The organism is Pseudomonas sp. P1_C12, assembly GCF_056406435.1.
On record NZ_JBFUAE010000007.1, the window covers coordinates 150,496 to 174,872 of the forward strand.

Genomic DNA, 24,377 nt, shown 5'->3' on the forward strand with positions numbered 1-24,377 from the left:
GCAAAAGATCGCAGCCTTCGGCAGCTCCTACAGAGAAACGCAAAGCCCCCTGTAGGAGCTGCCGAAGGCTGCGATCTTTTGATCTTTTAAGCCCTGAACTGCCCCAGGCTCGCCTTCAACTGCGCCGCCAAGCCATCCAGCACCTTGCCGCTCGCCGTGGTTTCCACAACCGCTTGAGCTGCCTTCTCAGCCTGGGCGTGAATGGTCTGGACCCGCCCCCGCACTGCCTGCGCGCCCTGCGCCTGATGCGCCGCCGCCTGGGTGGCCAGACCGATCGCTGCATGGACCTGCTCGACCGATGCCTGCACCGACTGCTGCAACCGCGCACTATCACGCAGCACCAGCAAACCCTCACTGGCCTGGCGCCCGGCCTGACCAATCGCCGCCACCGCCTCACGCGCACCTTGCTGCAACGCCACGATGTGCGCCTGGATATCGCCAGTGGAGCTCTGCGTCTTGCTCGCCAGCGCCCGCACCTCATCGGCCACCACCGCAAACCCGCGCCCCGTCTCGCCGGCACGCGCCGCTTCGATGGCCGCGTTCAGCGCCAGCAGGTTGGTCTGCTCGGCGATGCCGTGAATCACCGTCAGCACCACTTCAATCTGCTCACTTTGCTGCGCCAGGCGCTCGATCACTTGCGCGCCGATATTGACCTGACCCGCCAGCTCCTCGATCAGGCTGCCGACTTTCGTCGAGGTGCGGGTGTTTTCATCGGTGGCCTGGCGAATGTCCACGACCTGCTTGAGCGCCGCCTGCATGGCGTGGCTTTCCGACTGCGCCTCATCAGCCATTTGCGACAGTGCGCGCAAACTCTCCGCCACCTCGTCGCGCTGCATGCCAGCCGCCGCGTCCGCACCAGCGTTGCGCAAGGTCATGGCGCCAATTTCCACGCCGGTACGCTGGGCCACATCGCCCGCCTCGCGCACGATCGGCTGCAACTTGTCCACAAAGCGATTGACCGCCGAGGCCATGTCGCCGATTTCATCCTGGCTGTTGATCTGCACGCGCTTGGTCAGATCGCCCTCGCCCGCCGCCAGGTCATCCATGGCTACGATCAGCATTTTCAGGCGATTGACCACTCGGCGACCGAGCACCACCGCCAACAACAGCAGGACACCGAAACCCACCACCGCCAGACACACACCGATGCGCCAGCGCAATGTCGCAGCGGCTTCCTGCACCGTATTGGTGGTGTTGGCTTTCATTTCAGCCGCCGTGGACTGTGCTGACTGCAGACGCGAGCCCATGGCCGCCGCGCTGTCGGCTGCCGCGCCTTTGAGACTGTCGCCCACCAACTGATCGCTGCTGGCGATCAGGGCCAAGAAGCGCTTGTCGAGAGCCGCGAGATCAGTCTCCACCGAAGCAGTCGAGACCCCCATCAGGACCTTGCCGATTTCCACGCCATTGGGATTGATCGAAGCCTCGACGTAGAAGACCGAAGGATCGCTCTTCGCCGCATCCAGCACCTTGTCCAGCGCACGCTCGCCCTGGCCTTTTTCCAGCAGCGCCTTGTTGATCGGGTTTTCCCGGTTGAGGTAGCGCGTCAGGTGCTGGCCGGTGGCGTCGTCATACACCACGAACAGCACATTGGGATTGCGTTGGGCCCGGCGGGCGAACTCGGAAAGTGTCGGAACGTCGTTGTCCCACATGGCGCGGGGCGCGACGGAAGCCAGAAGCTGCGCCATGTCGCTGGCGGAGTCCTTCAGGTCTTTTTCCAGCGTTGAGCGTAACTGCGCCTGTTCGTCCTTCAGTCGCGAGGACAAACCAGCTGTCAGGCGCTGACGCGTACTGGTGGAGAGGCTGTTGAGGCTCGACGTGACTTCGCGCCCCGCCTGCTCAAGCTCAGCGGAAAGCTTTTGACTGTCCGCACCCAGGCGCTGGCCCAAGTCGGCTTCCAGCGCGGTCACCGTGCTCCGGGTCAGAGCAACAGCTACCAGCACCTGCACCAAAAGGGCGATACCAAGGGTAACGAACACGGGCCGCAACAAACGGCTCTGTAACAACGAGAGAACGGCCGACATTTGAAATCCCTCTGCTTTGGCGCCATTAAATTGATAGCACGCCGGAAGCAATGCTTTTTTAATGTTCACAGCAAAGGTCATGCCGTCCTGCAGACAAATACGACAAAGGCCCCGATTAAGGAGCCTTTGTGTTTTACATCAACGACTTATCAAGCAAACGGATGGCGCAGAACGATGGTTTCGTTGCGGTCCGGGCCCGTCGAAATAATGTCGATCGGCGCACCGATCAGCTCTTCGACGCGCTTGATGTAAGCACGGGCGTTAGCTGGCAGCTCTTCCAGGGTTTTGGCACCCACGGTCGACTCGGTCCAGCCCGGTACTTCTTCGTACACAGGCTGCAGGCCCACGTAGCTGTCAGCGTCAGTCGGGGCAACGCCATTACCTTCCGCATCCTTGTAGCCGACGCAGATGTTGATTGTTTCCAGACCGTCGAGCACATCCAGCTTGGTCAGGCAGATGCCCGAGATGCTGTTCACATCGATAGCGCGACGCAGGATAACAGCGTCGAACCAGCCACAACGACGAGCGCGGCCGGTAGTCGCGCCGAACTCATGACCTTGTTTAGCCAGGTGCGCACCGACTTCGTCGAACAGCTCAGTCGGGAATGGACCCGAACCTACACGGGTGGTGTAAGCCTTGGTGATGCCCAGGATGTAGTCCAGGAACATAGGGCCAACACCCGAACCGGTAGCAACGCCGCCAGCGGTGGTGTTGGAGCTGGTCACGTACGGGTAGGTGCCGTGGTCGATGTCCAGCAACGAACCCTGGGCGCCTTCGAACATGATGTCTTTGCCTGCGCGACGCAGGTCGTGCAGCTCGGCAGTAACGTCCAGCATCAGCGGCTTGAGCAGCTCAGCGTATTCTTTGCATTCGGCCAGGGTCTTGTCGAATTCGATGGCTGGCTCTTTGTAGTAACCCACCAGCATGAAGTTGTGGTAATCCACCAGTTCACGCAGCTTGTCTTCAAAGCGCGGCATGTTAAGCAGGTCGCCCACACGCAGGCCACGACGTGCAACCTTGTCTTCGTAGGCCGGGCCGATGCCGCGACCGGTGGTACCGATCTTCAGCTCGCCACGGGCCTTTTCACGGGCCTGGTCCAGCGCAACGTGGAAGGACAGGATCAGCGGGCAGGACGGGCTGATACGCAGGCGCTCGCGCACCGGCACACCTTTCTCTTCCAGCTTGGTGATCTCGCGCAGCAGGGCGTCAGGTGCAACCACCACGCCGTTACCGATCAGGCACTGCACACCTTCGCGCAGCACGCCCGACGGGATCAGGTGCAAGACAGTTTTTTCGCCATCGATCACCAGAGTGTGACCAGCGTTGTGGCCACCCTGGTAGCGCACTACGGCGGCAGCATGTTCGGTCAGCAGATCAACGATCTTGCCTTTGCCCTCATCACCCCATTGGGTGCCCAGGACTACGACATTCTTACCCATAACACTTGTCCTCATTCGCGCAAACTTGGTGCCGGCGGCGGCCGGCAGGAAAACTCAAGAAGCCAGTGGCGAAACTTGCCAAAGCCCATTCTGCTGAATCAATTGCCGGTCGCAGTCCGCTTCACGGGCGGCGGCCAAAGGTTGCCCAGGCAAGGCCTGAACGACACGCTGACCCTCACTGCGCAACTGGCAAACCTGCTGCCAGAGTGCTGCATCCGTACTGTCAGGCATCCAGATACCGCCAGACGGTAGCTCGATCTCAGCACGCCCCAGGGTCACCAGGGTTTTCAAATCAGTGGAAAAACCGGTCGCCGGACGGGCGCGACCGAAGTCGGCGCCGATGTCGTCGTAACGACCGCCCTGGGCAATGGACTGGCCAACACCCGGTACGAACACGGCGAACACCACACCGGTGTGGTAGTGGTAACCGCGCAACTCGCCCAGGTCGAAATACAGCGGCAGCTCAGGGAAACGCACGGACAGCCGTTCGGCAATCGCCAGCAAGTCGTCCAGCGCTGCCAGAACAGGGGCCGGAGCCTTGGCCAGGCGCTCGCGGGCCGCAGCCAGCACTTCACGATTGCCACACAGATCGACCAACGCCCGCAGCATGCCCGACAGATCGGCAGGCAAGCCCTCGGTCAAGGTAATGACCTCATCGATGGCCTTGCGTTGCAAAGCATCGAACAACTGTTGCTCGACTTCACCGGACAAACCGGCAGCGCGGGCCAGGCCACGGTAGATACCGACATGGCCGAGGTCCATGTGCACATCCGGCACATCGGCCAGTTGCAGCATGGCGAGCATCAGGCTGATGACTTCGACGTCGCTGCTTGGGCTGCCATCGCCGTACAACTCGGCACCCAGCTGAATCGGGCTGCGCGAGGACGACAGGGCACGAGGCTGAGCGTGCAGAACGCTACCGGCATAGCACAGGCGGCTTGGGCCTTCACGACGCAGGGTATGCGCATCGATGCGCGCCACTTGCGGCGTGATGTCGGCACGGAAACCCATCTGCCGGCCCGATTGCGGGTCGATGACCTTGAAGGTGCGCAGATCCAGGTCCTGGCCCGCGCCGGTCAGCAGGGATTCCAGGTACTCGATATGGGGAGTCACGACAAACTCGTAACCCCAGCTCTGGAACAGATCCAACACCTGACGGCGCGCGACTTCAATACGCGCAGCTTCCGGTGGCAGTACTTCTTCGATGCCATCTGGCAGAAGCCAGCGGTCTACCGTTGCCATTACGCCTTCCCCTATATCCGGGCGACCAGCCTGTCGGCGATCCTTGAGTGAAGCAGAAAATGATCGGCTTGTGCGCAAACCACGCGCATGAGCGACGGAGCGAAAAGCCCTTCTACCGGCTTCGCTGACCACTTTCCTCGAAAAACTGTCGAGCCCATCGGCCCGGCATCTGCTTAAAAACAGCAATCAAACATGCAGACGCAAAAAAGCCGGGAATTTCCCGGCTGCCGCATCATACACACGTTTTCCCAAAGGATCACCCCGCCAGAGGTTTTAGCCGCCCGGCGGGAGGATTCAGGTCAACGTCGTATCAAGGCTTGGCTTTTTCCAGGTAGTGGAAGAAGTCGCTGCTTGGGTCGAGGACCATGACGTCGGATTTGTTCGCGAAGCTTTCACGGTAGGCGCGCAGGCTACGATAGAACGCGTAGAACTCCTGATCCTGACCGTAGGCCTTGGAATAGATCGCAGCGGCCTGGGCATCACCATCACCACGAACCTCCTCGGATTCACGATAGGCTTCAGCCAGCAGCACGCGGCGTTGACGATCGGCGTCGGCTCGAATGCCTTCGGCCAGCTCGTTACCCTTGGCGCGGTGCTCACGAGCTTCACGCTCACGCTCAGTGCTCATACGTTCGAACACGCTGCGGTTCACTTCTTTCGGCAGGTCGATGGTCTTGACCCGAACATCGACCACTTCGATGCCCAGTTCTTTTTCAGCCATCTTGTTCAGCGAAGCCGTGATATCCGCCATCAGCGCATCACGCTCACCCGACACCACTTCGTGCAAGGTGCGCTTACCGAACTGGTCACGCAGGCCCGATTCCAGACGACGGGACAGACGTTCGTCGGCGATCTGCTTGAGGCCGGAAGTCGCGGTGTAGTAACGCTCTGCGTCCTTCACGCGCCACTTGGCGTAGGCATCGACCATCACGGCTTTCTTTTCCAGCGTCAGGAAGCGTTGTGTCGGTGCATCCAGCGTCATCAGGCGTGCGTCGAATTTACGCACCTGGTTAACGTAAGGCACTTTCACATGCAGGCCTGGCTGAACATCGGTCTGGACCACGCGACCGAACTGCAGCAACACCGCACGCTCGGTCTGAGCCACGATGTAGAAGCAGTTCCAGGCAGCGATCGCCACGACGACGCCGACAATAAGGGCGATCAGCGATTTATTGCTCATCAGCGACTCTCCCTGGTACGTGCTTGCTGTTGCTGCAGATCTGCTGCCGCACGCGTATTCGCTTCATTGCTGGTGGCTGCCGCACCGCTCATTGGAGTGCTGGTATTGCGACCACTTTCGACCATTTTGTCCAGCGGCAGGTACAACAGGTTGCTCTGGCCGTTCTTGTTGCCGGTCACGAGAACCTTGCTGGTGTTGCTGAAGACTTCCTGCATGGTGTCCAGGTACAGACGCTGGCGGGTGACTTCAGGAGCCTTGCGGTACTCGGCGACCAGTTTGGTGAAGCGATCGGCCTCACCCTTGGCGCGCGAGACGGTTTCGTCTCGGTAACCATTGGCATCCTCGAGGATGCGCTGGGCCTGACCACGGGCTTCCGGCACGACGCCGTTGGCATAGGTTTCGGCCTGGTTGCGCGAACGCTGCTCGTCTTCCCGGGCACGGATCACGTCATCGAAGGCTTCCTGGACTTCGCGCGGTGCCGCTGCGCTCTGAACGTTGACCTGGGTAACGGTGATACCGGTGCGGTAGGTGTCCATGAAGCGTTGCAGACGCTCCTTGATCTCGCTGGCCATCAACTCACGACCTTCGGTCAGGACCTGGTCCATCGCGGTGGAACCCACCACATGGCGCAAGGCGCTGTCGGTCGCGTGCTGCAGGCTGATTTCCGGCTGATCGACGCTCAGCACGAAGTCCTGCAGGTTGCTGATCTTGTACTGCACGGTCAGCGGCACTTCGACGATGTTCTCGTCTTCAGTCAGCATCTGGCCCTGCTTGGTGTAGGCACGCTCACGCGTGACGTTTTCCATGTACTTCCTGTCGATCGGCGGGAAGTAGATGTTCAGGCCCGGACCCACGGTTTCGTAGTACTTGCCGAAGCGCAGCACCACTGCCTGCTCCTGCTCGTCGACAACATAGACCGCGCTGTACAGCCAAACGGCGGCCAACACGACCAGACCGATACCGAGCAGGCCGCCAAAGCCGCCACTCTTGCCCGGACCACCGCCGTCGTCGCCACCACGTTTCTTACCGCCACCGAACAAACCGTTCAGGCTTTCCTGCAGCTTTCGGAAGGCCTCGTCGAGATCCGGTGGCCCCTTGCGGTCGCCGTTGTTACGACGCTTGCCACCCCAAGGATCCTGATTATTCGAGTTGCCACCCGGCTCATTCCAAGCCATAGCGCTCTCCATCTGATAAAGCAAAGACGCACCCACGGCGCGCCGACCAATGCTACAGAATGCCTGTCACCACGGCACAACCGCTTTCCCAGGCTTTTATTGCAAAGTGTGTTGCTCGATGAACTCCATCGGCTGCAATCCCTCGCGGCTTACCAGTCGATTCAACTCGACCCGGGGCAAACGAACGGCCAGCAAACTGATGCCTTCTTCGTCGTGTTCTTCTTTCTGCACCGCACCGAGTTCGAAGAACTGCGCACGCAGTCGAGCGAATCGTTGCGGCAAGCGCAAGGTACCGACAAACAAATCACTGCCCAGTAACTCGGCAATGGCTTGCTCAAGCAATTCCAGACCACTGCCATCACGCGCCGACAGCCAGACCCGTTGGGGCTTGCCGTTTTCGTCGCGCTGGATTTGTGGCTCAACGCCTTCAAGCAAATCGAGTTTGTTATAGACCTCGAGGATCGGCAAGTCCTGAGCACCAATCTCCCCGAGCACCACCATTACCTGCTCGATCTGCAACATGCGATCTGGTTCGGCCGCATCGATCACGTGCAACAACAGATCGGAGTTGCTCGACTCTTCGAGGGTAGACCGAAATGCTTCGACCAGCTTGTGGGGCAAGTGGCGAATGAAACCCACAGTGTCCGCCAGGACAATCGGCCCCAGATCGTCTATATCCAGACGACGCAGGGTCGGGTCCAGCGTGGCAAACAATTGGTCAGCTGCGTAGACGTCGGATTTCGTCACGTTATTGAAGAGCGTGGATTTACCGGCGTTGGTGTACCCCACCAGAGACACGGTAGGAATATCCGCACGCGATCGGCCACGGCGCGACTGTTCTCGCTGGCTGCGCACTTTCTCCAGCCGACCCTTGATCTGCCGCAGGCGAACCCGCAGCAAACGGCGGTCGGTTTCCAGCTGGGTTTCACCCGGGCCACGCATACCGATACCGCCACCCTGGCGCTCAAGGTGAGTCCAGCCACGAACCAGCCGGGTGCTCATGTGGTCAAGCTGGGCCAGTTCGACCTGGAGCTTGCCTTCATGGGTACGGGCGCGCTGGGCGAAAATATCGAGAATCAGACCGGTACGGTCGATCACGCGACACTCGAAAACACGTTCGAGGTTACGTTCCTGACTGGGTGTGAGGATGTGATTGAAAATCACCAGATCGGCCTGTTCGGCTTTGACCAGGTCGCGCAGTTCCTCGACCTTGCCACTGCCAATCAGGGTCTTGGCGGTTGGCCGATGACGCGGCACGTTAAAAAACGCGACGGTCTCGGCACCCGCCGAGTTAGCCAATTCCTGAAACTCCTGCGGATCTTCGCGCGCCTCAGGGTCCTGTCCATCCAAGTGAACGAGGATTACTCGCTCACCACCACCGTGGCGCTCAAAGAACAAAGGAGACTCCTATCAGGCGTTACCTGGCTCAGCGTCACCTGCTTCGGATTCGGTTGCGCTAGGCAGACGAATTGGACGAACCGGCACCACTGTAGAGATAGCGTGTTTGTAGACCATTTGGCTGACGGTGTTTTTCAGCAGGATAACGAACTGGTCGAAAGACTCGATCGTGCCTTGCAGTTTGATACCGTTGACCAGGTAGATGGACACCCCAACTTTCTCTTTACGTAACGTATTCAAGTAAGGGTCTTGTAGCGAATGCCCTTTTGACATGTGCCGCACTCCTTTAAGGATTCAATATAAAAATAGGTAAACAGATGGCTTTGGCCGTCACACCCCCAAGGATAGACGGCAATTGCAAGGACTCAGCTCAATATGGAGACGGTCCCCAGGTATTTCAAGGCGCGCGGCAGATTGTCGCAATCCAGACTGTCCAGCCAATGCAGATCAGTCCAACTGCGCAGCCAGGTGAACTGACGTTTCGCCAATTGGCGCGTGGCAATGATTCCACGCTCCTGCATCTCGGCTGACGTCAGCTTGCCATCCAGGTAGTCCCAGACTTGGCGGTAGCCTACTGCACGTATAGACGGCAACCCGGCATGCAGGTCACCTCTCTTGCGCAGGGCTACGACCTCGTCAATGAATCCCTGTTCCAACATTAAAGTGAATCTTTGTTTAATTCGTTCGTGCAGTACCTGACGATTTGCCGGGGCAATGGCCAAGTTCGCGACAGTATAGGGCAATTGTTGTCGTCCCGAAGCGGCTGCTTCAGTACTTTGCGCAGATTGTTGCATACGCAGGGCAGTCATGCTTTGACCGCTGACACGATAAACTTCCAGCGCCCGACTGAGGCGCTGGGGATCGTTCGGGTGAATCCGCGCCGCAGACTCCGGATCGATCACCGCCAATTGTTCATGCAAGGCTTGCCAGCCAAGGCGTGCAGCCTCTTCTTCGATTTGCGCGCGGACGTCGGGATCGGCCGCCGGCATATCTGCCAGACCTTCAACCAAAGCCTTGTAATAGAGCATGGTGCCGCCCACCAGCAGCGGAATTTTTCCGCGTGCGGTGATCTCCGCCATGGCTTCCAGGGCGTCACGGCGGAAATCCGCAGCCGAATAGCTCTCGGCCGGGTCGAGAATATCGATCAGACGATGCGGATACTGCGCCAGCAGCTCTTTGGAAGGCTTGGCGGTGCCAATGTCCATGCCACGGTAGACCAGCGCCGAATCGACGCTGATCAACTCGCACGGCAGGACCTTGGTGAGTTCGATGGCCAGATCGGTCTTGCCGGCGGCGGTCGGGCCCATCAGGAAAATCGCAGGTGGGAACTGGCTCATCAACGACCGCGCAAGAAGAGTTTGTCCAGATCGTCCAGGCCCAGCTGGGTCCAGGTCGGTCGGCCATGGTTGCATTGACCGCTGCGCTCGGTGCTTTCCATGTCACGCAGCAGAGCGTTCATTTCCGGCAGGGCCAAACGCCGATTTGCACGAACCGCACCGTGGCAGGCCATGGTCCCGAGCAATTCGTTCAGGTGCGCCTGAATGCGGTCGCTGGTGCCGAACTCCATCAGGTCGGCCAGGACGTCGGCGACCAGCCGGTTGGCCTCGGCCTGTTTGAGCAGTGCCGGAATCTGCCGGATCGCCAGGGTTTCCGGGCCCAAACGCTGCAATTCAAAGCCCAGACGCTGGAACCAGGCGACATGTTCCTCGGCGCAATCGGCTTCACGCTGACTGACGGCCAGGGACTCCGGCACCAGCAACGGCTGGCCGCTCAGGCCCTCGCTGGCCATCGCCACCTTCAGACGCTCATACATGATCCGCTCGTGGGCGGCGTGCATGTCCACCAGCACCAAGCCCTGGGCGTTTTCCGAAAGAATGTAGATGCCCTTGAGTTGTGCCAGTGCATAACCGAGCGGCGGGATGTCGTCCTGCCCGGCCGGTAGCGCAACGGCATTGGCCTCGGGCAGCGGCGCAAAGAACTCGCGATAGGCGGCCTGCGCTTCGGCGACAGGCACACCGGACTGCGGACGCGGCGTGTATTGATATTGATAACCCGCGCCAGCTCCCGAACCCGCCGGCGTACTGAACGACGGCTGAGCCTGAGGCTGTTCCAGCAGCGCATTGGCGGCCAGGCGCATTTCGCCCTGGGGCCCGAACTCACCGGCTTCGAGACCGGTAGGCCGGACGATGGCCGTGGCAACTGGCGCCGCCAGATGATCGTCCGGCCGCACATCGCCCAAGGCACGGTGCAAGGTGCCATAGAGAAAATCGTGAACCATGCGTCCTTCACGGAAGCGCACTTCGTGCTTGGTCGGGTGCACGTTGACGTCGACGCCGGTCGGATCGACTTCGAAAAACAGCACGAAGGTCGGGTGCCGACCATTGAACAGCACGTCGCGATAAGCCTGGCGCACAGCGTGAGCCACCAGTTTGTCGCGCACCGCACGGCCATTGACGAAGAAATACTGCAAGTCCGCCTGGCTGCGGTTGAAGGTCGGCAGCCCGACCCAGCCCCATAGATGCAGGCCGTTGCGCTCGATCTCGATCGGCAGCGCCTGTTCCAGGAAGCCCGGCCCGCAGATCGCTGCCACGCGCCGGGCACGGGCCGCATCATCATGGGCCTCGTGCAGGCTGAGGATGGTCTTGCCGTTGTGGCGCAGATGGAACGCCACATCGAAGCGCGCCAGGGCCAGGCGCCTGATCACTTCTTGCAGGTGATCGAATTCGGTTTTTTCTGTCTTGAGAAATTTGCGCCGCGCCGGCGTATTGAAGAACAAGTCGCGCACTTCAACCGATGTGCCCACCGGATGGGCCGCGGGCTGCACGCGAGGCGCCATGTCCCGGCCTTCGGTCTCGACCTGCCAGGCCTGATCGGCGTCGCGGGTGCGGGAGGTCAGGGTCAGGCGCGCCACGGAGCTGATCGATGCCAGGGCCTCACCACGAAACCCCAGGCTCATGACCTGCTCGAGGTCTTCCAGGTTGCGGATCTTGCTGGTGGCGTGACGGGCCAGCGCCAGCGGCAGGTCATCAGCGGAAATGCCGCTGCCATCGTCGCGCACCCGCAGCAGCTTGACGCCGCCCTGCTCCACATCGACATCGATACGCTTGGCGCCGGAGTCGAGGCTGTTTTCCAGCAACTCCTTGATCACCGAAGCCGGGCGTTCGACCACCTCACCCGCCGCAATCTGGTTCGCCAGTCTCGGGCTGAGCAGCTCGATGCGAGCGCTGTTGTTCACAACCTGATTCATTCTTTGGCCGCCAGTTCAGTGCCCGGAATAGTCAGGTGCTGACCGATCTTGAGCTCATCGCTCGACAGGTTGTTGGCACTGCGCAGGGTGGCGGGCGACACTTGATAGCGCACGGCGATCATCGCCAGGGTCTCGCCCGGGTTGACGCGGTGGTCACGTGGACCTTGCACAATCTTGCCGGAGTCGCGCAGCCAGGCAATGTAAGTGCCCGGCGGCGGGTTCTGCTGGAAGAACTGGCGCACGCCGCTGCTGATCGAACGCGCCAGCGCCTGCTGGTGGCTGGACGCAGCAAGCTTCGAGGCTTCGTCAGCGTTGGAGATAAACCCGGTTTCCACCAGGATCGACGGAATATCCGGCGACTTCAGCACCATGAACCCGGCCTGCTCAACCCGTTGCTTGTGCAAAGGCGTAACCCGGCCAATGTTGCTCAGCACCTTCTGGCCAACGTTCAGGCTGGACGTCAGGGATGCGGTCATCGACAGGTCGAGCAGCACGCCAGCGAGCATGCGGTCCTTGTCATCGAGGCTGACGTTGCCGGCACCACCGATCAGGTCGGAACGGTTTTCGCTGTCGGCCAGCCAACGGGCCGTCTCCGAAGTCGCGCCGCGATCAGACAGGGCAAATACCGAAGCACCGAAAGCGGCGGCAGAAGGCGCGGCATCGGCATGAATCGAGACGAACAGGTCGGCGCCTTTCTTGCGGGCAATTTCGGTACGGCCGCGCAACGGAATGAAGTAGTCACCGGTACGGGTCAGTTCGGCGCGGAAGCCTTTCATGCCGTTGACCTGCCGTTGCAATTCACGGGCGATGGCCAGTACTACGTCTTTTTCACGCTGACCGCGAGAACCCGAAGCCCCCGGGTCTTCGCCACCGTGACCGGCGTCGATCACCACAATGATATCGCGCTTGCCAGCCGGGGCCGGTGGCAACTTGATCGCCGGTTCCGCAGGTGTGACCGGCACGGCGGGCACCGTGGCGACCGACGGTGTTGGCGCTGGAGGAGGAGCGGCATCCGCGGCGTTATCGAACAGATCGACCACCAACCGGTTGCCGTACTGGGCGTTCGGCGCCAGGGAGAAGCTCTTCGGCGTTACCGCCCTTTTCAGATCGATAACCACCCGTAGGTCGGTCGGCGTGCGTTGAGCCGAGCGCATGGCGGTAATCGGGGTGTTCGAGGTGTTGACGTTGAGCGGCGCACCGAGGGTCGCGCCATTGATGTCGATGACCAGGCGATCCGGAGCCGTCAGGGTAAAGACGCTGTGTTGCACCGGGCCGGTCAGGTCAAACACCAGTCGTGTGTTGTCCGGTGCCCGCCACAGACGAACACTGTTGACCTTCGAATCGGCCACAGCGTCGACGGTCACCGCCAAAAACAACACCCCTACGGCAGCCACCAACGCGCGAAAGCGCATACCTAACCCCATCATCTATTTGGATTCCAATGCCAAAGCGGCACACCAGGCCTCGCCACGCGAGCCCTGGGATAAAATTTTCAGCGAACGCCCGCTGTCTTGCGGGCTAATGGTAATGGTCAGGTCGGGCTTTGGCAAAAAGCCTGCACCTTTGTCGGGCCACTCGATCAGACACAGGGCATCGTCTTCGAAGTAGTCGCGGATACCGAGGAACTCCAGTTCCTCCGGATCGACCAGACGGTACAAATCGAAATGGAAGGCGCGAATGTCGCCGATCTCGTAGGGCTCAACCAGGGTGAAGGTCGGGCTTTTGACTGCTCCGACATGCCCAAAGCCGCGGATGATGCCTCGGGACAACGTGGTTTTGCCCATCCCCAGGTTGCCCTCGAGGAAGATCAGGCCATGGCCTTGGGTGATTCGGGCAATGCGTGCTCCAAAGTCGCTCATGGCCTGCTCATCGGCCAGGTACAGGGTTACTTCAGACACGGTGCTTGCTCCTCCAACAACTGACGAATGGCTGGGATCAGATCACTGGCCGCCAGCCCACGGCCGAATTTTCCTTGTTGCTCGCCGGCATTGGCGTGCAGCCAGACCGCCAGGCAGGCTGCGTCAAATGGCTCCATGCCCTGGGCCAGCAATGCGCCGATCAACCCGGCCAACACATCGCCCAAACCGGCGGTGGCCATGGCCGGGTGCCCCTGATGACACAGCGCCAGACGCCCATCGGGATGGGCGATCAGGCTGCCGGCACCTTTTAAGACGACGACAGCTGTATATTTTTTGCTCAATGCATGGGCCGCTGCCGGTCGATCGGCTTGAACCTGTAGCGTACTCATTCCAAGCAAACGCGCCGCCTCGCCCGGATGCGGGGTGATCACGCAACCCTTGGGCAAACTCACACGCTCCTCGGCCAACAGGTTCAGCGCATCGGCGTCCCAGACTTGCGGCAGCGGTGCGTTGGCGGCGGCCGACAACAAGCTGCGCCCCCAACCCGCCTGCCCCAGCCCCGGACCGACAACCAACACGGAAACTTTTTGCAGCAAAACCATCAACTGATTGGCCGACGAAGTGCCCAGCACCATCGCCTCGGGGATCCGCGCCAGCGCGGCGGACACGTGTTCGCTACGGGTCGCCACCGACACCATGCCCGCCCCGCTGCGCAGCGCACTTTGCGCGCTCAGCAGAATCGCGCCACCCAACCCGCGATCACCACCGATCAGCAGCACATGGCCGAATCGGCCTTTATGGGAGGTCGGGGTCCGGGGCGCTGGACGCGGAAGGTTAGCGGCCGTCAGACGACGAGCGGTGAACGCCGCGCCACCAATCAACTGCGAATCGGCGTGCAAGTCATTGAACACCAGTTCGCCCACCACATCCGCCGCACCACCGGTGAACAACCCCACCTTCAAGCCAATGAACGTGACCGTCAGGTCGGCATGCACGGCATGACCATGGATGCGGCCCGTATCAGCGCACAACCCTGACGGAATATCCACCGCCGCAACCGGCAGCCCGCTGGCATTGATCGCGCCGATGGCGCTGGCATACGGCTCACGCACATCACCGCTCAGGCCGGTACCAAGCAAAGCATCCAGCACAATGCCGCGCAATCCGGATTGTGCGGTCCAGGGCTCGATGAGCACGTTTTCGGACACCGCCTCGGCATGGGCTAACGCCGCATCGCCCTGCAAGCGCTGCGGATCCCCCACCGCCAGCACCCGCACCGACCAACCGGCACGCTGGGCCAGCGCTGCCACCAGGTACCCGTCCCCGGCATTGTTGCCATGACCGGCCAGAACGCTCAGCTCGTTCGCTGTCGGCCACTGCCGCACCAGCGCCCGCCACGTCGCCCGCGCCGCGCGCTGCATCAATTCGAAGCCCGCTGTGCCGGCGGCAATCAGGCTCGCGTCGAGTGCTCGCACCTGGGCGGCGCTATACAGCGCGTCGGGTAATTCATCTTTAGTGTGCGGCATGCGTCTTCAGGCTCCGATGTCTGGCAGAATTATACGCACCTCAGCTCCGGTTTCTCTTGTCTCATGCCCGCTATTACCACAGACCTGCCCGCCCTCGCCCAATCCATCAAGGACTGGGGCCGCGAGCTGGGCTTTCAGCAAGTCGGCATCAGCGGCCTCGACCTGGCCGAGCATGAGCAGCACCTGGAACGCTGGCTCGAAGCCGGCTACCACGGCGAAATGGACTACATGGGCGCCCACGGCAGCAAACGCTCGCACCCCGAAGAGCTGGTGCCGGGCACTTTGCGCGTGGTTTCGCTGCGCATGGACTACCTGGCCGGCGACACCCAAATGGCGAAAGTGTTGGCCAAACCGGAAAAAGCCTACGTCTCCCGTTATGCCCTGGGTCGCGATTACCACAAGCTGATCCGCAAACGCGTGCAACAACTGGCGGAAAAAATTCAGGCCGAGATCGGCCCGTTTGGGTATCGCGCCTTCGTCGACAGCGCGCCGGTGCTGGAAAAAGCCATCGCCGAACAGGCGGGGCTTGGATGGATCGGCAAAAATACCCTGGTCTTGAATCGCAAGGCAGGCAGTTATTTCTTCCTCGCCGAACTGTTCGTCGACTTGCCGCTGCCGGTCGACCCGCCCCACGCCACCGAACACTGCGGGCGGTGCAGCGCCTGCCTCGACATTTGCCCGACCAACGCCTTCGTCGGCCCCTATGTGCTGGATGCCCGACGCTGCATTTCCTACCTGACCATCGAACTCAAAGGCGCCATCCCTGAAGACCTGCGGCCACTGATCGGCAATCGTGTGTTTGGTTGCGATGACTGCCAGATCGTCTGCCCATGGAACCGCTTCGCCCGCCCGTCCGGGGAAAGCGACTTCAAGCCGCGGCACAATCTGGACAATGCCGGGCTGGCGGAACTGTTCATGTGGGATGAAGACAAATTCCTGAGCAGCACCGAAGGCTCGCCGCTGCGCCGGACCGGTTACGAAAACTGGTTGCGCAACCTGGCGGTGGGGTTGGGCAATGCGCCTTCAACGATTCCGGTGCTGGAAGCGCTGAAGGCGCGACGGCAGCATCCTTCGGAACTGGTGCGTGAGCATGTCGAATGGGCGTTGCGGCAACACGCCGAACGTCAGGCTTCGTCGTTGTAGACGAACTTGGGCATTTCCCAATGAAAACGGATTGCCAGCAAGCGCAGCAGAAAACCGCCGAACAAGGTGATCAGAATCGATTGCTCATCGGGTAATTGCAGATAGATGCAGAGCATGTAGCACCACGCCGCCGCAAACGAGACGCTGGCATAGAGCTCACGGCGAAAGATCAGCGGAATATCGTTGCAGAAGATGTCCCGCAGGATGCCGCCGAAGACGCCGGTAATCACGCCGCTGACCGAGGCCACCAACATGCCGTGGCCCATTTCCAGGGCGGTGATGCAGCCGATCAGGGTGAAAGCCACCAGCCCCATGGCATCGAGCACCAGAAACAGTGAACGCAGATGGCGCATCCAGCGCGCCGTGAACACTGTGATCATGGCGGCAGCCGTGGTCAGCACCAGGTATTCCGGGTGTTTGACCCACGTCAGCGGGTAATGCCCGAGCAGCACATCGCGCACCGACCCGCCCCCCAGTGCCGTGACGCAAGCGATCAACACCACACCGAACCAGTCCATGCCACGACGCCCTGCAGACAGGGCGCCGGTCATGGCTTCGGTGGTGATGGCGATCAGGTAGAGCATCAGCAGCATGGTGGCGATCCTTACAAAAAGGCGCGCAGTCTACTCACTTCACCAAAGCCCACAACCCCTGTAGGAGCTGCCGCAGGCTGCGATCTTTTGACTTTGGTGTTCAAGATCAAAAGATCGCAGCCTGCGGCAGCTCCTACACAAGGACCGTGGGCCGTATCAGAACTTGATGAAATGCTTGCGGTAGTGCTGCAACTCGGCGATGGATTCGCGGATGTCGTCCAGGGCCAGGTGGGTGCTGCCTTTCTTGAAGCTGTCACGCACGTCCGGTGCCCAGCGCGCAGCCAGCTCTTTGAGCGTGGACACGTCGAGGTTGCGGTAGTGGAAGAAACTTTCCAGGGATTTCATGTGGGTATAAAGGAAGCGCCGATCCTGACAGATGCTGTTGCCGCAGATCGGCGATTTGCCCTTCGGCACCCACTTCTCCAGGAATGCGATGGTTTGTGCTTCGGCTTCGGCCATGCTGATGCGGCTGTCGCGAACCCGCTGGGTCAGCCCGGAACCGCCGTGCTGACGGGTGTTCCACTCGTCCATGCCGGCGAGGATTTCGTCGCTGTGGTGAATGGCGATCACCGGGCCTTCGGCCAGGGTGTTCAGGTCACTGTCGGTGACGATGGTGGCCATTTCGATGATGACGTCGGTGTCCGGGTTCAGACCGGTCATTTCCAGGTCGATCCAGATCAGGTTCTGTGGGTTTTGCATGTTTGGCTCCTAGGCAATGCTGCGCAGTTTAGCCTAGGCCGGTAGCCGGGCGTGCTAAACTCGCGGCCGTTTTACCTAATCGCTGCATTCTTTATACGGAACACCCATGGCCAAACGCCAACTCAATCGTCGTCAAAACTGGCGCATCGAAAAGATTCAGGGCGAACGCGCTGCCCGCGCCGCCAAACGCGAGTCCTCGGCTGTCGAGGCGCTTGAGGGCGGCGATCTGGGCCCGGAACAGCACGGCCTGGTGATCGCGCACTTCGGCGTGCAGGTCGAAGTCGAAGCCCGTGATGGCGAACTGGCCGGCCAGGTGTTCCGTTGTCACCTGCGTGCCAACCTGCCGGCGCTGGTGACCGGCGATCAGGTGGTCTGGCGTGCCGGCAACCAGGGCATCGGCGTGATCGTGGCGCAACTGCCGCGCAACACCGAGCTGTGTCGCCCGGATAGCCGTGGTCAGCTCAAGCCTGTTGCGGCCAACGTCGACATGATCGTCATCGTGTTTGCACCGCTGCCCGAGCCCCACGCCAACCTGATCGACCGCTACCTGGTGGCGGCCGAGCATGCGGGCATCAAACCGTTGTTGCTGCTGAACAAGTTCGACCTGATCGACGACAACAACGCTCCTGCGCTGAATGCCTTGCTCGCGGTGTACCGCACCCTCGGCTATCCGGTGCTGGAAGTGTCGGCGCACCACGGCAACGGTATGGAGCAGTTGCAGAAGCAGCTGGACGGGCGTATCAGCGTGTTCGTCGGTCAGTCCGGTGTCGGCAAGTCATCGCTGGTCAACAGCCTGCTGCCGGAAGTCGAAACCCGCGTCGGTCCGTTGTCCGAACTGTCCGGCCAGGGCACTCACACCACCACCACCGCGCGGTTGTTCCACTTCCCCGGCGGCGGTGAGTTGATCGACTCCCCGGGTATCCGCGAATTCGGCCTGGGCCACGTCAGCCGTGCCGACGTCGAAGCTGGTTTCATCGAGTTCAACGATCTGCTCGGCACCTGCCGCTTCCGCGACTGCAAGCACGACCGCGAACCTGGTTGCGCGCTGCTCAAGGCCCTTGAAGACGGCCGCGTGCAGCAGCAACGGATGAACAGCTACCGCTCGATCATCGCCAGTCTGCCGGAAAACGGCTACTAAACAGACGTACCGGCCGCCCTGCCTTCAGCGGGGCGGCCGGTGGCTGGATCTTCCCCCGCTTAAACATCAGAACTTTCTGTAAGACGCGCGCACGCTCGCTTGTAGGGCATTTCTCTTTCCGCGCCGACACCTTGTGGCCGCCCTGTATTCACCTAAGTTCAAACCCTCTTCGCACTCCTGCGACACCGAGGGACACCCATGCAAACCTACCACCTGTTCATCAGCCACTCGTGGAACTACCCCGACGCCCACGACAATCTCGTACGCTTGCTCAACGCCTGGCCCGGTTTCACCTACAAGAATTTTTCGGTGCCACCGGACAACCCGATTGTCGGCGCGAAAACCGACAAACAACTTGAGGAGGCCATCGAAAACAAGATTCGCCCGTGTTCGGCGGTATTGATCATGGCCGGGATGTATTCCACCTACAGCAAGTGGATCAACAAGGAAATCGAGATCGCCAAGCGCATGGGCAAGGTGATCATTGCGATCAAGCCGTTCGGTGCCGAGCGCATTTCCACGGTGGTACGTGACGCGGCACATGCCGAATGTGCGTGGAACACCAACAGCATCATCGATGCGATTCGCCAGCATACGGCGGTGTAACCATGCGCAAGGGACTGTTTATCGGCATCAACGACTACACCCATGTATCGCGCCTGAGCGGTTGCAGCAATGACGCCATGGCCATGGCGTCCGTTTTGAAGACCGATGCCAATGGCGATCCGAACTTCAAGAACATCGTACTGACCTCCGCCGAGGACTACCTGAGCCGGGAAAAACTCGAAGACCAGATCCGCGAGCTCTTTGCCGGGGACTGCAACGTCGCGCTGCTGTATTTCGCCGGCCACGGCAGCTTCGATACCGACACCGACGAAGGCATGTTGATCCCGCAGGACTACAAGAGCGCCAAGGACGGGATTCGCCTCAGCGACATCCTCAACTGGGCGAGCAAGGCCACGAAGATCAAGAACAAAGTGATCATTCTCGATTGTTGCCAGAGCGGCTCGGCCGGCGAACTGCGCGCCTTGCGCAGTGAAGGCAGCGTGGTCGGCGAAGGCATGACCATCCTGACCGCCTGCAAAAAGGAAGAGCCGGCGATGGAGGGCGTGCAGCACGGCGTGTTCACCGGATTGCTGCTCCAGGCCCTGCACGGTGGTGCAGCGAACATCCTGGGCAAGATCACTCCCGGCAGCCTTTATTCGTTTGTCGACAATGCCCTCGACGCCTGGGAACAGCGTCCGGTGTTCAAGACTAACGTCTCGCAGTTCATTTCCCTGCGCGAAGTGTCGCCGCTGATCCCCAAGGAAATCCTGCGCAAACTCCCCGAATGGTTTGCCGAAGCGGAGTCGGTATACCCCCTCGCCCCCAGCTTTGAGCCCACCGAACCCGAGTTCAACCCTGAACACGGCGAAGTCTTCGCCCAACTGCAAAAGTGCAACCGCCACAGCCTGGTCGAACCGGTGGACGCCGAACACATGTACTACGCCGCCATCCACTCCACCGGCTGCCGCCTCACCGCCCTCGGCGCCTATTACCGCGAACTCGCGATCAAGGGACATTTCTGATGCCAGTGTTTATCAGCTACCGCCACATGGATCGCGCCCACGCGGTCAAAATCAACGGGCGCCTGATCCAGGCCAATATCAAGACCTACCTCGACGTACTGGATATCGAATCCCAGACCACCGATGACATCACCGGGGTGATCACCCGCAACATCAGCGAATGCACGCACCTGCTGGCGGTGGTGTCGGAGAAAACCGCGCTGTCCTGGTGGGTGCCGTTCGAAATCGGCGAGGCGACTATCACTAATCGGCGTATCTGCTCGTTCAAGACCGGCCCGACAGAGCTGCCGCTGTACCTCGATAAATGGCCGAAGCTGATCAGCGACCGGGACATCGAGTTCTTTATCGATGCCTATCGCAACGAAGCGACACTCAAGCGCTCGATGTCGCTGGAATCGGTGACCGGCAGCGAGTCGGTGCGCAGCGTCAACAAATCCAATGCGGATCGCTTTCACGCCGATCTCAAATCCCGAATCACCCGCGGCTTTTAACGTAGAAAACGCCGACAAAAAAGCCGACATCGCTGTCGGCTTTTTTGTCGGTCACTGCTTGGGCGGCTCACCCGGTTTCGGTGCCGGATCATCGAACAGGTTCAGACGCTCACGCAGTTCATGAGCCGGCAGAGGTTCCTTGTCCGCCGGCAACGCGTTCGGGTCGACCGGTGTAGACGGTGCGGCTCCCGGAGCAGCCGAACCTTGCGGCGCATCAGGAGCAGGCTCCGCCCCTTGCGAACCTTCGATCGCACGCTGGGCTTTCTTCGTCAGCACCACGATGTCGATACGGCGGTTAACCGGGTTGAACGGATGCTCGCGATCGAACAGGGCCGACGAGGCATAGCCGACCACGCGCGCCACCTGTGCATCCGGATAGCTGCCCGCCACCAGCGCACGCCGAGCGGCGTTGGCTCGGTTGGCAGAAAGCTCCCAGTTACCGAAATCACCGGTGCCGGTGTACGGCTTGGCATCGGTGTGGCCGCTGATGCTGATCTTGTTCGGCACCGCCTTGATGGTGTCGGCCATGGCCAGCAGGATGTCTTCGAAATACGGCTTCAGACGGGCTGAACCCGAGTCGAACATCGGGCGGTTTTCCGCGTCCATGATCTGGATTCGCAGGCCGTCCGGCGTGATTTCGAACAGGATCTGATCCTTGAACTTCTGCAGCTGCGGGTTTTCTTCGACCTTGTTCTGCAGCTCTTGCAGCAACAGCTCGAGGCGTTCTTTTTCGACCTGCTCGGCCATGCCTTCGACCTGGTCGGTATCGATGGTGACCTTGTCCGGCTGCGGCTGGGACTTCACTTCGGGGTTGAGGGTGTTTTCCGGCGCCAGGGTCGGCGTGCCGCCCAGATCGATGATGTACGGCGTACCGCTTTCGGAAAAGCCGATCGGGTCCTTGAAGTAACCGGCGATGGCAATCTTCTGTTCCGGCGTGGCGGTGGACAGCAGCCACAACACCAGGAAGAACGCCATCATCGCCGTGGCGAAGTCGGCGAAGGCGATTTTCCACGCGCCTCCGTGGTGCCCGCCAGCGATGCGCTTGACGCGCTTGATGATTATCGGCTGATTGTTTTCCATAACTTAACGACCGCGAACCGCTTGTTCCAGCTCGGCGAAGCTTGGACGGTGCGCCGGGTACAGCACCTTGCGCCCGAACTCCACGGCCAGCGATGGCGGCATGCCGGAAGCCGAAGCCACCAGCGAGGCCTTGATGGCTTCGTAGACGTTCAGTTCTTCCTTGGCATCGTGGGCCAGGGAATGGGCCAGCGGGCCGAAGAAACCGTAGGCGGCGAGAATACCGAAGAAGGTACCGACCAGTGCCGCACCGACGTGCAGGCCAATGGACTTCTGATCGCCCTCACCCAGCGAAGCCATGGTCACCACGATCCCCAGTACCGCCGCGACAATACCGAAACCGGGCATGGCGTCGGCGATGCCGTTCACGGCGTGGGATGGGTGTTCCAGGTCTTCCTTGAGGCTGAACAGTTCCATGTCGAACAAGCCTTCCAGCTCGTGCGGGGCCATGTTGCCGGAGGACATGATGCGCAGGTAATCGCAGATGAACGCGGTCATGCGCTCGTCCTTGAGGACCGTCGGGTACTTGGCGAAGATCGGGCTCGCGGCGGCATCTTCGATGTCGCCTTCGATGGCCATCATGCCTTCGCGGCGGCTCTTGTTGAGGATCTCGTAGATCAGGCCCAGCACTTCAAGGTAGAAGCCGTGATTGAAGCGCGAGCCGAACATGCTCAGGGACTTCTTGAGCACGTGCATCGTCATGTAGCCGGGGTTGGCCTGCAAGAATGCACCAAGGGCGGCGCCACCGATGATCATGACCTCGAAAGGCTGGATCAAGGCGGCAATCTTGCCGTGGGAAAGCACGTATCCGCCGAGCACGCTCGCGAATACGACGATGATGCCGATAATTTTAGCCATAGGTTAGGAGAGCACTTACTGAGTCGGGTTCAAGGTCATATTCGGAAGTTAAAAAATCTCTTCTTCTCCTTATCGGCAAAACTGCGCCAGACTATAGCCAGTTCAGGCGAAAAACTGATTTGACCCCATCCGGGCACAGGTAATGTTGACGATGATCGCCTCCCACCATGGTTAACGAAACGAACGTTCCAGCCCCGAAACCGACCACTCTCGAAGGCTGGGTCAAGCTTCTTGATGGCGTACGCCTGCCGGTTCCGCAAGCCAGCCACGACCGGGTCTGCAAGGCCATCCGTGACAATCGCAGCTCGCTGCGCGACATCGCTGACTTGATGCAAGGCAGTCCGGCCCTGGCCTTGAGCGTGATTCGCGAAGCCAACCGGCATACCCATGGCAGCATGACCGATCCTGCGGAAAACCTTGAAATTGCAATCAACCGCCTCGGCTTGAAGCGCACGGAAGAACTGCTCGCGCGCCTGCCCGCCGAACCCCGGTCCGAGATCCCCAAAGCCTTGCGTCAGCTGCAGATGATCAGCCAGCACGCCACGCAACAGGCCAACGGTTTTTTCGCCAGCCGCCTGGCGCGGCTGTGGCAGGACATCCACTGGGGCAGCCTGCTGTTTCTTTCGCCCCTGTGGCCGTTGGCGCTGACCCATCCAAAACTGCTCGAAGAATGGGAGTTGCGGGTCATCCACAAAGGCGAGTCCGCATGCAAAGTCGAAAAGCAATTGCTTGGCGTACGCCTGCTGGAGATCGGCCAGGCGATGGTGGAGATCTGGCGCTTGCCGATCTGGGTGCAGCAGGGCTATCGACTGCTGCTCACTGAACAGCGGGAACTGGTGAAAGTCCTGCGTATCGCCCGTGACAGCGAGCATCCACTGCGCCAGCAGAACCGTCTCGATGACGACCCGACCCTGCGCCGCTGGCTCAATCAACCGGCCAATACGGTATTGCTGGCCAATGGGCTGGCACTGTCGGCGCAACACGCCTGGGACAGCCCGCACAGTGAGCGCTGGCAATTCCTGACCAGCCTTTACCTGCAAATGCCGATGGACGAGGTGCAACAGCAACTGCACCAGCAAGCTGCCAACAGCGCACGCCAACACGCCATGCCCGACCTCTGGCACCCCGCCGAATCACTGATCTGGCCGTGGGGCATGAATCGTATCCACGCCGGGCTGCTGCCGGCATCGGCACCCACCGCCGAAGACCTGGCGAAGTGGCGCAAGCAATGTGCCGAATTGCTGGCCGAGCCGAGTCGCTTCACCAACGCCATGCACCTGACCATCGCCGCCCGGGACGCCCTCGCAGCCTGCGGCATGCGTCGGGTGATGATCCTGATGGCCGACCGCACCCAAGCCAACCTGCGCGCGCACCAGACGGCCGGTCTGCCGAAGGAAGCGGCCGGGTTGAACTTCGTGGTCAGCCAGAGCAACGTGTTGCAACGCCTGCTCGCGCAACAGGCCCAGGTGCGCCTGACGCCAGCCAACAACGCGCAATTCTCGGCGCTGCTGCCCAACAGCCTGCGTTCGCAGTTCAGCGGCGAACACCTGCTGCTACGCTCGCTGGTCAATAATGGCCGGGTGATCATGATCGTCGTGGCGGACCAGGGCGGCGGACCGTTTTCGGAAATTTCCGTACAGGCCTTCGGCAAAACCGCGCAGTGCATCGAGAAAGCCCTGCACAGCTTTAGCCACCGTGGCCAATAAGCTGCGCTACAATCCCC

General features: G+C 60.8%; 22 protein-coding genes. 6 read left to right on the forward strand and 16 right to left on the reverse strand.

Going from position 1 to position 24,377, the window contains the following annotated elements; translation table 11 throughout:
* Positions 1-86: 86 nt before the first annotated feature.
* The 12 genes from AC1D19_RS14770 to AC1D19_RS14825 all read right to left on the reverse strand — a co-directional run bounded on the left by AC1D19_RS14770 (position 87) and on the right by AC1D19_RS14825 (position 15,087).
* Positions 87-2,021: a methyl-accepting chemotaxis protein gene (locus tag AC1D19_RS14770; protein WP_477763663.1), complete on the reverse strand. Its 1,935-nt coding sequence runs from the start codon at positions 2,019-2,021 to the stop codon at positions 87-89.
* 149 nt (positions 2,022-2,170) lie between these two features.
* Entirely contained in the window at positions 2,171-3,460 is a 1,290-nt protein-coding gene (locus AC1D19_RS14775; RefSeq protein ID WP_477753169.1) for an adenylosuccinate synthase, read from the reverse strand.
* A 54-nt stretch (positions 3,461-3,514) separates the two neighbouring features.
* Positions 3,515-4,702, reverse strand: coding sequence for an ATP phosphoribosyltransferase regulatory subunit (locus AC1D19_RS14780; RefSeq protein ID WP_477753168.1), 1,188 nt, complete (start codon positions 4,700-4,702; stop codon positions 3,515-3,517).
* A 310-nt stretch (positions 4,703-5,012) separates the two neighbouring features.
* On the reverse strand, positions 5,013-5,882 hold the full coding sequence (gene hflC / locus AC1D19_RS14785; RefSeq protein WP_007973264.1) for a protease modulator HflC: 870 nt from the start codon (positions 5,880-5,882) through the stop codon (positions 5,013-5,015).
* On the reverse strand, positions 5,882-7,057 hold the full coding sequence (gene hflK / locus AC1D19_RS14790; protein WP_477763664.1) for an FtsH protease activity modulator HflK: 1,176 nt from the start codon (positions 7,055-7,057) through the stop codon (positions 5,882-5,884). The genes hflC and hflK overlap by 1 nt, the downstream gene beginning before the upstream one ends.
* A 96-nt stretch (positions 7,058-7,153) precedes the next feature.
* Positions 7,154-8,455, reverse strand: coding sequence for a ribosome rescue GTPase HflX (gene hflX, locus AC1D19_RS14795; RefSeq protein ID WP_008048071.1), 1,302 nt, complete (start codon positions 8,453-8,455; stop codon positions 7,154-7,156).
* 12 nt (positions 8,456-8,467) lie between these two features.
* Positions 8,468-8,728, reverse strand: a complete 261-nt coding sequence (gene hfq / locus AC1D19_RS14800) for an RNA chaperone Hfq (RefSeq protein ID WP_007902656.1) — start codon at positions 8,726-8,728, stop codon at positions 8,468-8,470.
* A gap of 92 nt (positions 8,729-8,820) precedes the next feature.
* Positions 8,821-9,792 carry a tRNA (adenosine(37)-N6)-dimethylallyltransferase MiaA gene (gene miaA / locus AC1D19_RS14805; RefSeq protein WP_477763665.1) on the reverse strand — a complete coding sequence of 324 codons (972 nt, stop codon included), beginning with the start codon at positions 9,790-9,792 and terminating at the stop codon, positions 8,821-8,823.
* Positions 9,792-11,702 carry a DNA mismatch repair endonuclease MutL gene (mutL, locus tag AC1D19_RS14810; RefSeq protein WP_477763666.1) on the reverse strand — a complete coding sequence of 637 codons (1,911 nt, stop codon included), beginning with the start codon at positions 11,700-11,702 and terminating at the stop codon, positions 9,792-9,794. Before mutL ends, miaA begins: the two co-directional genes overlap by 1 nt.
* Entirely contained in the window at positions 11,699-13,129 is a 1,431-nt protein-coding gene (locus AC1D19_RS14815; protein ID WP_477754993.1) for an N-acetylmuramoyl-L-alanine amidase, read from the reverse strand. The genes mutL and AC1D19_RS14815 overlap by 4 nt, the downstream gene beginning before the upstream one ends.
* A complete protein-coding gene (gene tsaE, locus AC1D19_RS14820) occupies positions 13,130-13,600 on the reverse strand; it encodes a tRNA (adenosine(37)-N6)-threonylcarbamoyltransferase complex ATPase subunit type 1 TsaE (RefSeq protein ID WP_150727883.1) in 471 nt (156 codons plus the stop codon). It lies immediately after the preceding gene.
* Positions 13,588-15,087: an NAD(P)H-hydrate dehydratase gene (locus AC1D19_RS14825; RefSeq protein WP_477763667.1), complete on the reverse strand. Its 1,500-nt coding sequence runs from the start codon at positions 15,085-15,087 to the stop codon at positions 13,588-13,590. The genes tsaE and AC1D19_RS14825 overlap by 13 nt, the downstream gene beginning before the upstream one ends.
* 63 nt (positions 15,088-15,150) lie before the next feature.
* On the opposite strand from AC1D19_RS14825, the gene queG reads away from it, so the two are divergent.
* Positions 15,151-16,230 carry a tRNA epoxyqueuosine(34) reductase QueG gene (gene queG / locus AC1D19_RS14830; RefSeq protein WP_477763668.1) on the forward strand — a complete coding sequence of 360 codons (1,080 nt, stop codon included), beginning with the start codon at positions 15,151-15,153 and terminating at the stop codon, positions 16,228-16,230.
* Here the strand turns inward: queG and AC1D19_RS14835 are convergent.
* Positions 16,212-16,823 carry a trimeric intracellular cation channel family protein gene (locus AC1D19_RS14835; RefSeq protein WP_057712247.1) on the reverse strand — a complete coding sequence of 204 codons (612 nt, stop codon included), beginning with the start codon at positions 16,821-16,823 and terminating at the stop codon, positions 16,212-16,214. The genes queG and AC1D19_RS14835 overlap by 19 nt on opposite strands.
* Before the next feature lie 156 nt (positions 16,824-16,979).
* A complete protein-coding gene (gene orn / locus AC1D19_RS14840; protein WP_477763669.1) occupies positions 16,980-17,522 on the reverse strand; it encodes an oligoribonuclease in 543 nt (180 codons plus the stop codon).
* A gap of 106 nt (positions 17,523-17,628) precedes the next feature.
* On the opposite strand from orn, the gene rsgA reads away from it, so the two are divergent.
* From rsgA to AC1D19_RS14860, 4 genes are all read left to right on the forward strand, one after another.
* A complete protein-coding gene (gene rsgA, locus AC1D19_RS14845) occupies positions 17,629-18,660 on the forward strand; it encodes a small ribosomal subunit biogenesis GTPase RsgA (protein WP_095943175.1) in 1,032 nt (343 codons plus the stop codon).
* A gap of 198 nt (positions 18,661-18,858) precedes the next feature.
* On the forward strand, positions 18,859-19,266 hold the full coding sequence (locus AC1D19_RS14850; protein ID WP_477763670.1) for a TIR domain-containing protein: 408 nt from the start codon (positions 18,859-18,861) through the stop codon (positions 19,264-19,266).
* Between the two features lie 2 nt (positions 19,267-19,268).
* Positions 19,269-20,228 carry a caspase family protein gene (locus AC1D19_RS14855; RefSeq protein ID WP_477763671.1) on the forward strand — a complete coding sequence of 320 codons (960 nt, stop codon included), beginning with the start codon at positions 19,269-19,271 and terminating at the stop codon, positions 20,226-20,228.
* Positions 20,228-20,719 carry a toll/interleukin-1 receptor domain-containing protein gene (locus tag AC1D19_RS14860; protein WP_477754986.1) on the forward strand — a complete coding sequence of 164 codons (492 nt, stop codon included), beginning with the start codon at positions 20,228-20,230 and terminating at the stop codon, positions 20,717-20,719. Before AC1D19_RS14855 ends, AC1D19_RS14860 begins: the two co-directional genes overlap by 1 nt.
* A 51-nt stretch (positions 20,720-20,770) precedes the next feature.
* Here the strand turns inward: AC1D19_RS14860 and motB are convergent, their stop codons facing one another.
* A complete protein-coding gene (gene motB, locus AC1D19_RS14865; protein ID WP_477763672.1) occupies positions 20,771-21,799 on the reverse strand; it encodes a flagellar motor protein MotB in 1,029 nt (342 codons plus the stop codon).
* A 3-nt stretch (positions 21,800-21,802) separates the two neighbouring features.
* The gene (motA, locus tag AC1D19_RS14870) at positions 21,803-22,654 is read right to left on the reverse strand and encodes a flagellar motor stator protein MotA (RefSeq protein ID WP_150754807.1); all 852 of its coding nucleotides are present in this window, start codon (positions 22,652-22,654) and stop codon (positions 21,803-21,805) included.
* Positions 22,655-22,821: 167 nt separating this feature from the next.
* Here motA and AC1D19_RS14875 point away from each other — a divergent pair, with 167 nt between their 5' ends.
* Positions 22,822-24,360 (forward strand): HDOD domain-containing protein, encoded by a 1,539-nt coding sequence (locus AC1D19_RS14875; RefSeq protein WP_477763673.1) that lies wholly within the window; start codon positions 22,822-22,824, stop codon positions 24,358-24,360.
* The last annotated feature ends 17 nt before the right edge of the window (positions 24,361-24,377 follow it).

What these genes read in the sequence shown, in the direction of transcription:
- rsgA (WP_095943175.1), top strand. Translation starts at nt 17,629, where the DNA reads ATGGCCAAACGCCAACTCAATCGTCGTCAAAACTGGCGCATCGAAAAG.
- hflC (WP_007973264.1), bottom strand. Translation starts at nt 5,882, where the DNA reads ATGAGCAATAAATCGCTGATCGCCCTTATTGTCGGCGTCGTCGTGGCG.
- AC1D19_RS14775 (WP_477753169.1), bottom strand. Translation starts at nt 3,460, where the DNA reads ATGGGTAAGAATGTCGTAGTCCTGGGCACCCAATGGGGTGATGAGGGC.
- AC1D19_RS14850 (WP_477763670.1), top strand. Translation starts at nt 18,859, where the DNA reads ATGCAAACCTACCACCTGTTCATCAGCCACTCGTGGAACTACCCCGAC.
- hfq (WP_007902656.1), bottom strand. Translation starts at nt 8,728, where the DNA reads ATGTCAAAAGGGCATTCGCTACAAGACCCTTACTTGAATACGTTACGT.
- AC1D19_RS14875 (WP_477763673.1), top strand. Translation starts at nt 22,822, where the DNA reads ATGGTTAACGAAACGAACGTTCCAGCCCCGAAACCGACCACTCTCGAA.
- AC1D19_RS14825 (WP_477763667.1), bottom strand. Translation starts at nt 15,087, where the DNA reads ATGCCGCACACTAAAGATGAATTACCCGACGCGCTGTATAGCGCCGCC.
- queG (WP_477763668.1), top strand. Translation starts at nt 15,151, where the DNA reads ATGCCCGCTATTACCACAGACCTGCCCGCCCTCGCCCAATCCATCAAG.
- hflK (WP_477763664.1), bottom strand. Translation starts at nt 7,057, where the DNA reads ATGGCTTGGAATGAGCCGGGTGGCAACTCGAATAATCAGGATCCTTGG.
- AC1D19_RS14780 (WP_477753168.1), bottom strand. Translation starts at nt 4,702, where the DNA reads ATGGCAACGGTAGACCGCTGGCTTCTGCCAGATGGCATCGAAGAAGTA.
- AC1D19_RS14835 (WP_057712247.1), bottom strand. Translation starts at nt 16,823, where the DNA reads ATGCTGCTGATGCTCTACCTGATCGCCATCACCACCGAAGCCATGACC.
- AC1D19_RS14860 (WP_477754986.1), top strand. Translation starts at nt 20,228, where the DNA reads ATGCCAGTGTTTATCAGCTACCGCCACATGGATCGCGCCCACGCGGTC.
- AC1D19_RS14855 (WP_477763671.1), top strand. Translation starts at nt 19,269, where the DNA reads ATGCGCAAGGGACTGTTTATCGGCATCAACGACTACACCCATGTATCG.
- AC1D19_RS14770 (WP_477763663.1), bottom strand. Translation starts at nt 2,021, where the DNA reads ATGTCGGCCGTTCTCTCGTTGTTACAGAGCCGTTTGTTGCGGCCCGTG.
- mutL (WP_477763666.1), bottom strand. Translation starts at nt 11,702, where the DNA reads ATGAATCAGGTTGTGAACAACAGCGCTCGCATCGAGCTGCTCAGCCCG.
- AC1D19_RS14815 (WP_477754993.1), bottom strand. Translation starts at nt 13,129, where the DNA reads ATGATGGGGTTAGGTATGCGCTTTCGCGCGTTGGTGGCTGCCGTAGGG.
- motB (WP_477763672.1), bottom strand. Translation starts at nt 21,799, where the DNA reads ATGGAAAACAATCAGCCGATAATCATCAAGCGCGTCAAGCGCATCGCT.
- motA (WP_150754807.1), bottom strand. Translation starts at nt 22,654, where the DNA reads ATGGCTAAAATTATCGGCATCATCGTCGTATTCGCGAGCGTGCTCGGC.
- orn (WP_477763669.1), bottom strand. Translation starts at nt 17,522, where the DNA reads ATGCAAAACCCACAGAACCTGATCTGGATCGACCTGGAAATGACCGGT.
- miaA (WP_477763665.1), bottom strand. Translation starts at nt 9,792, where the DNA reads ATGAGCCAGTTCCCACCTGCGATTTTCCTGATGGGCCCGACCGCCGCC.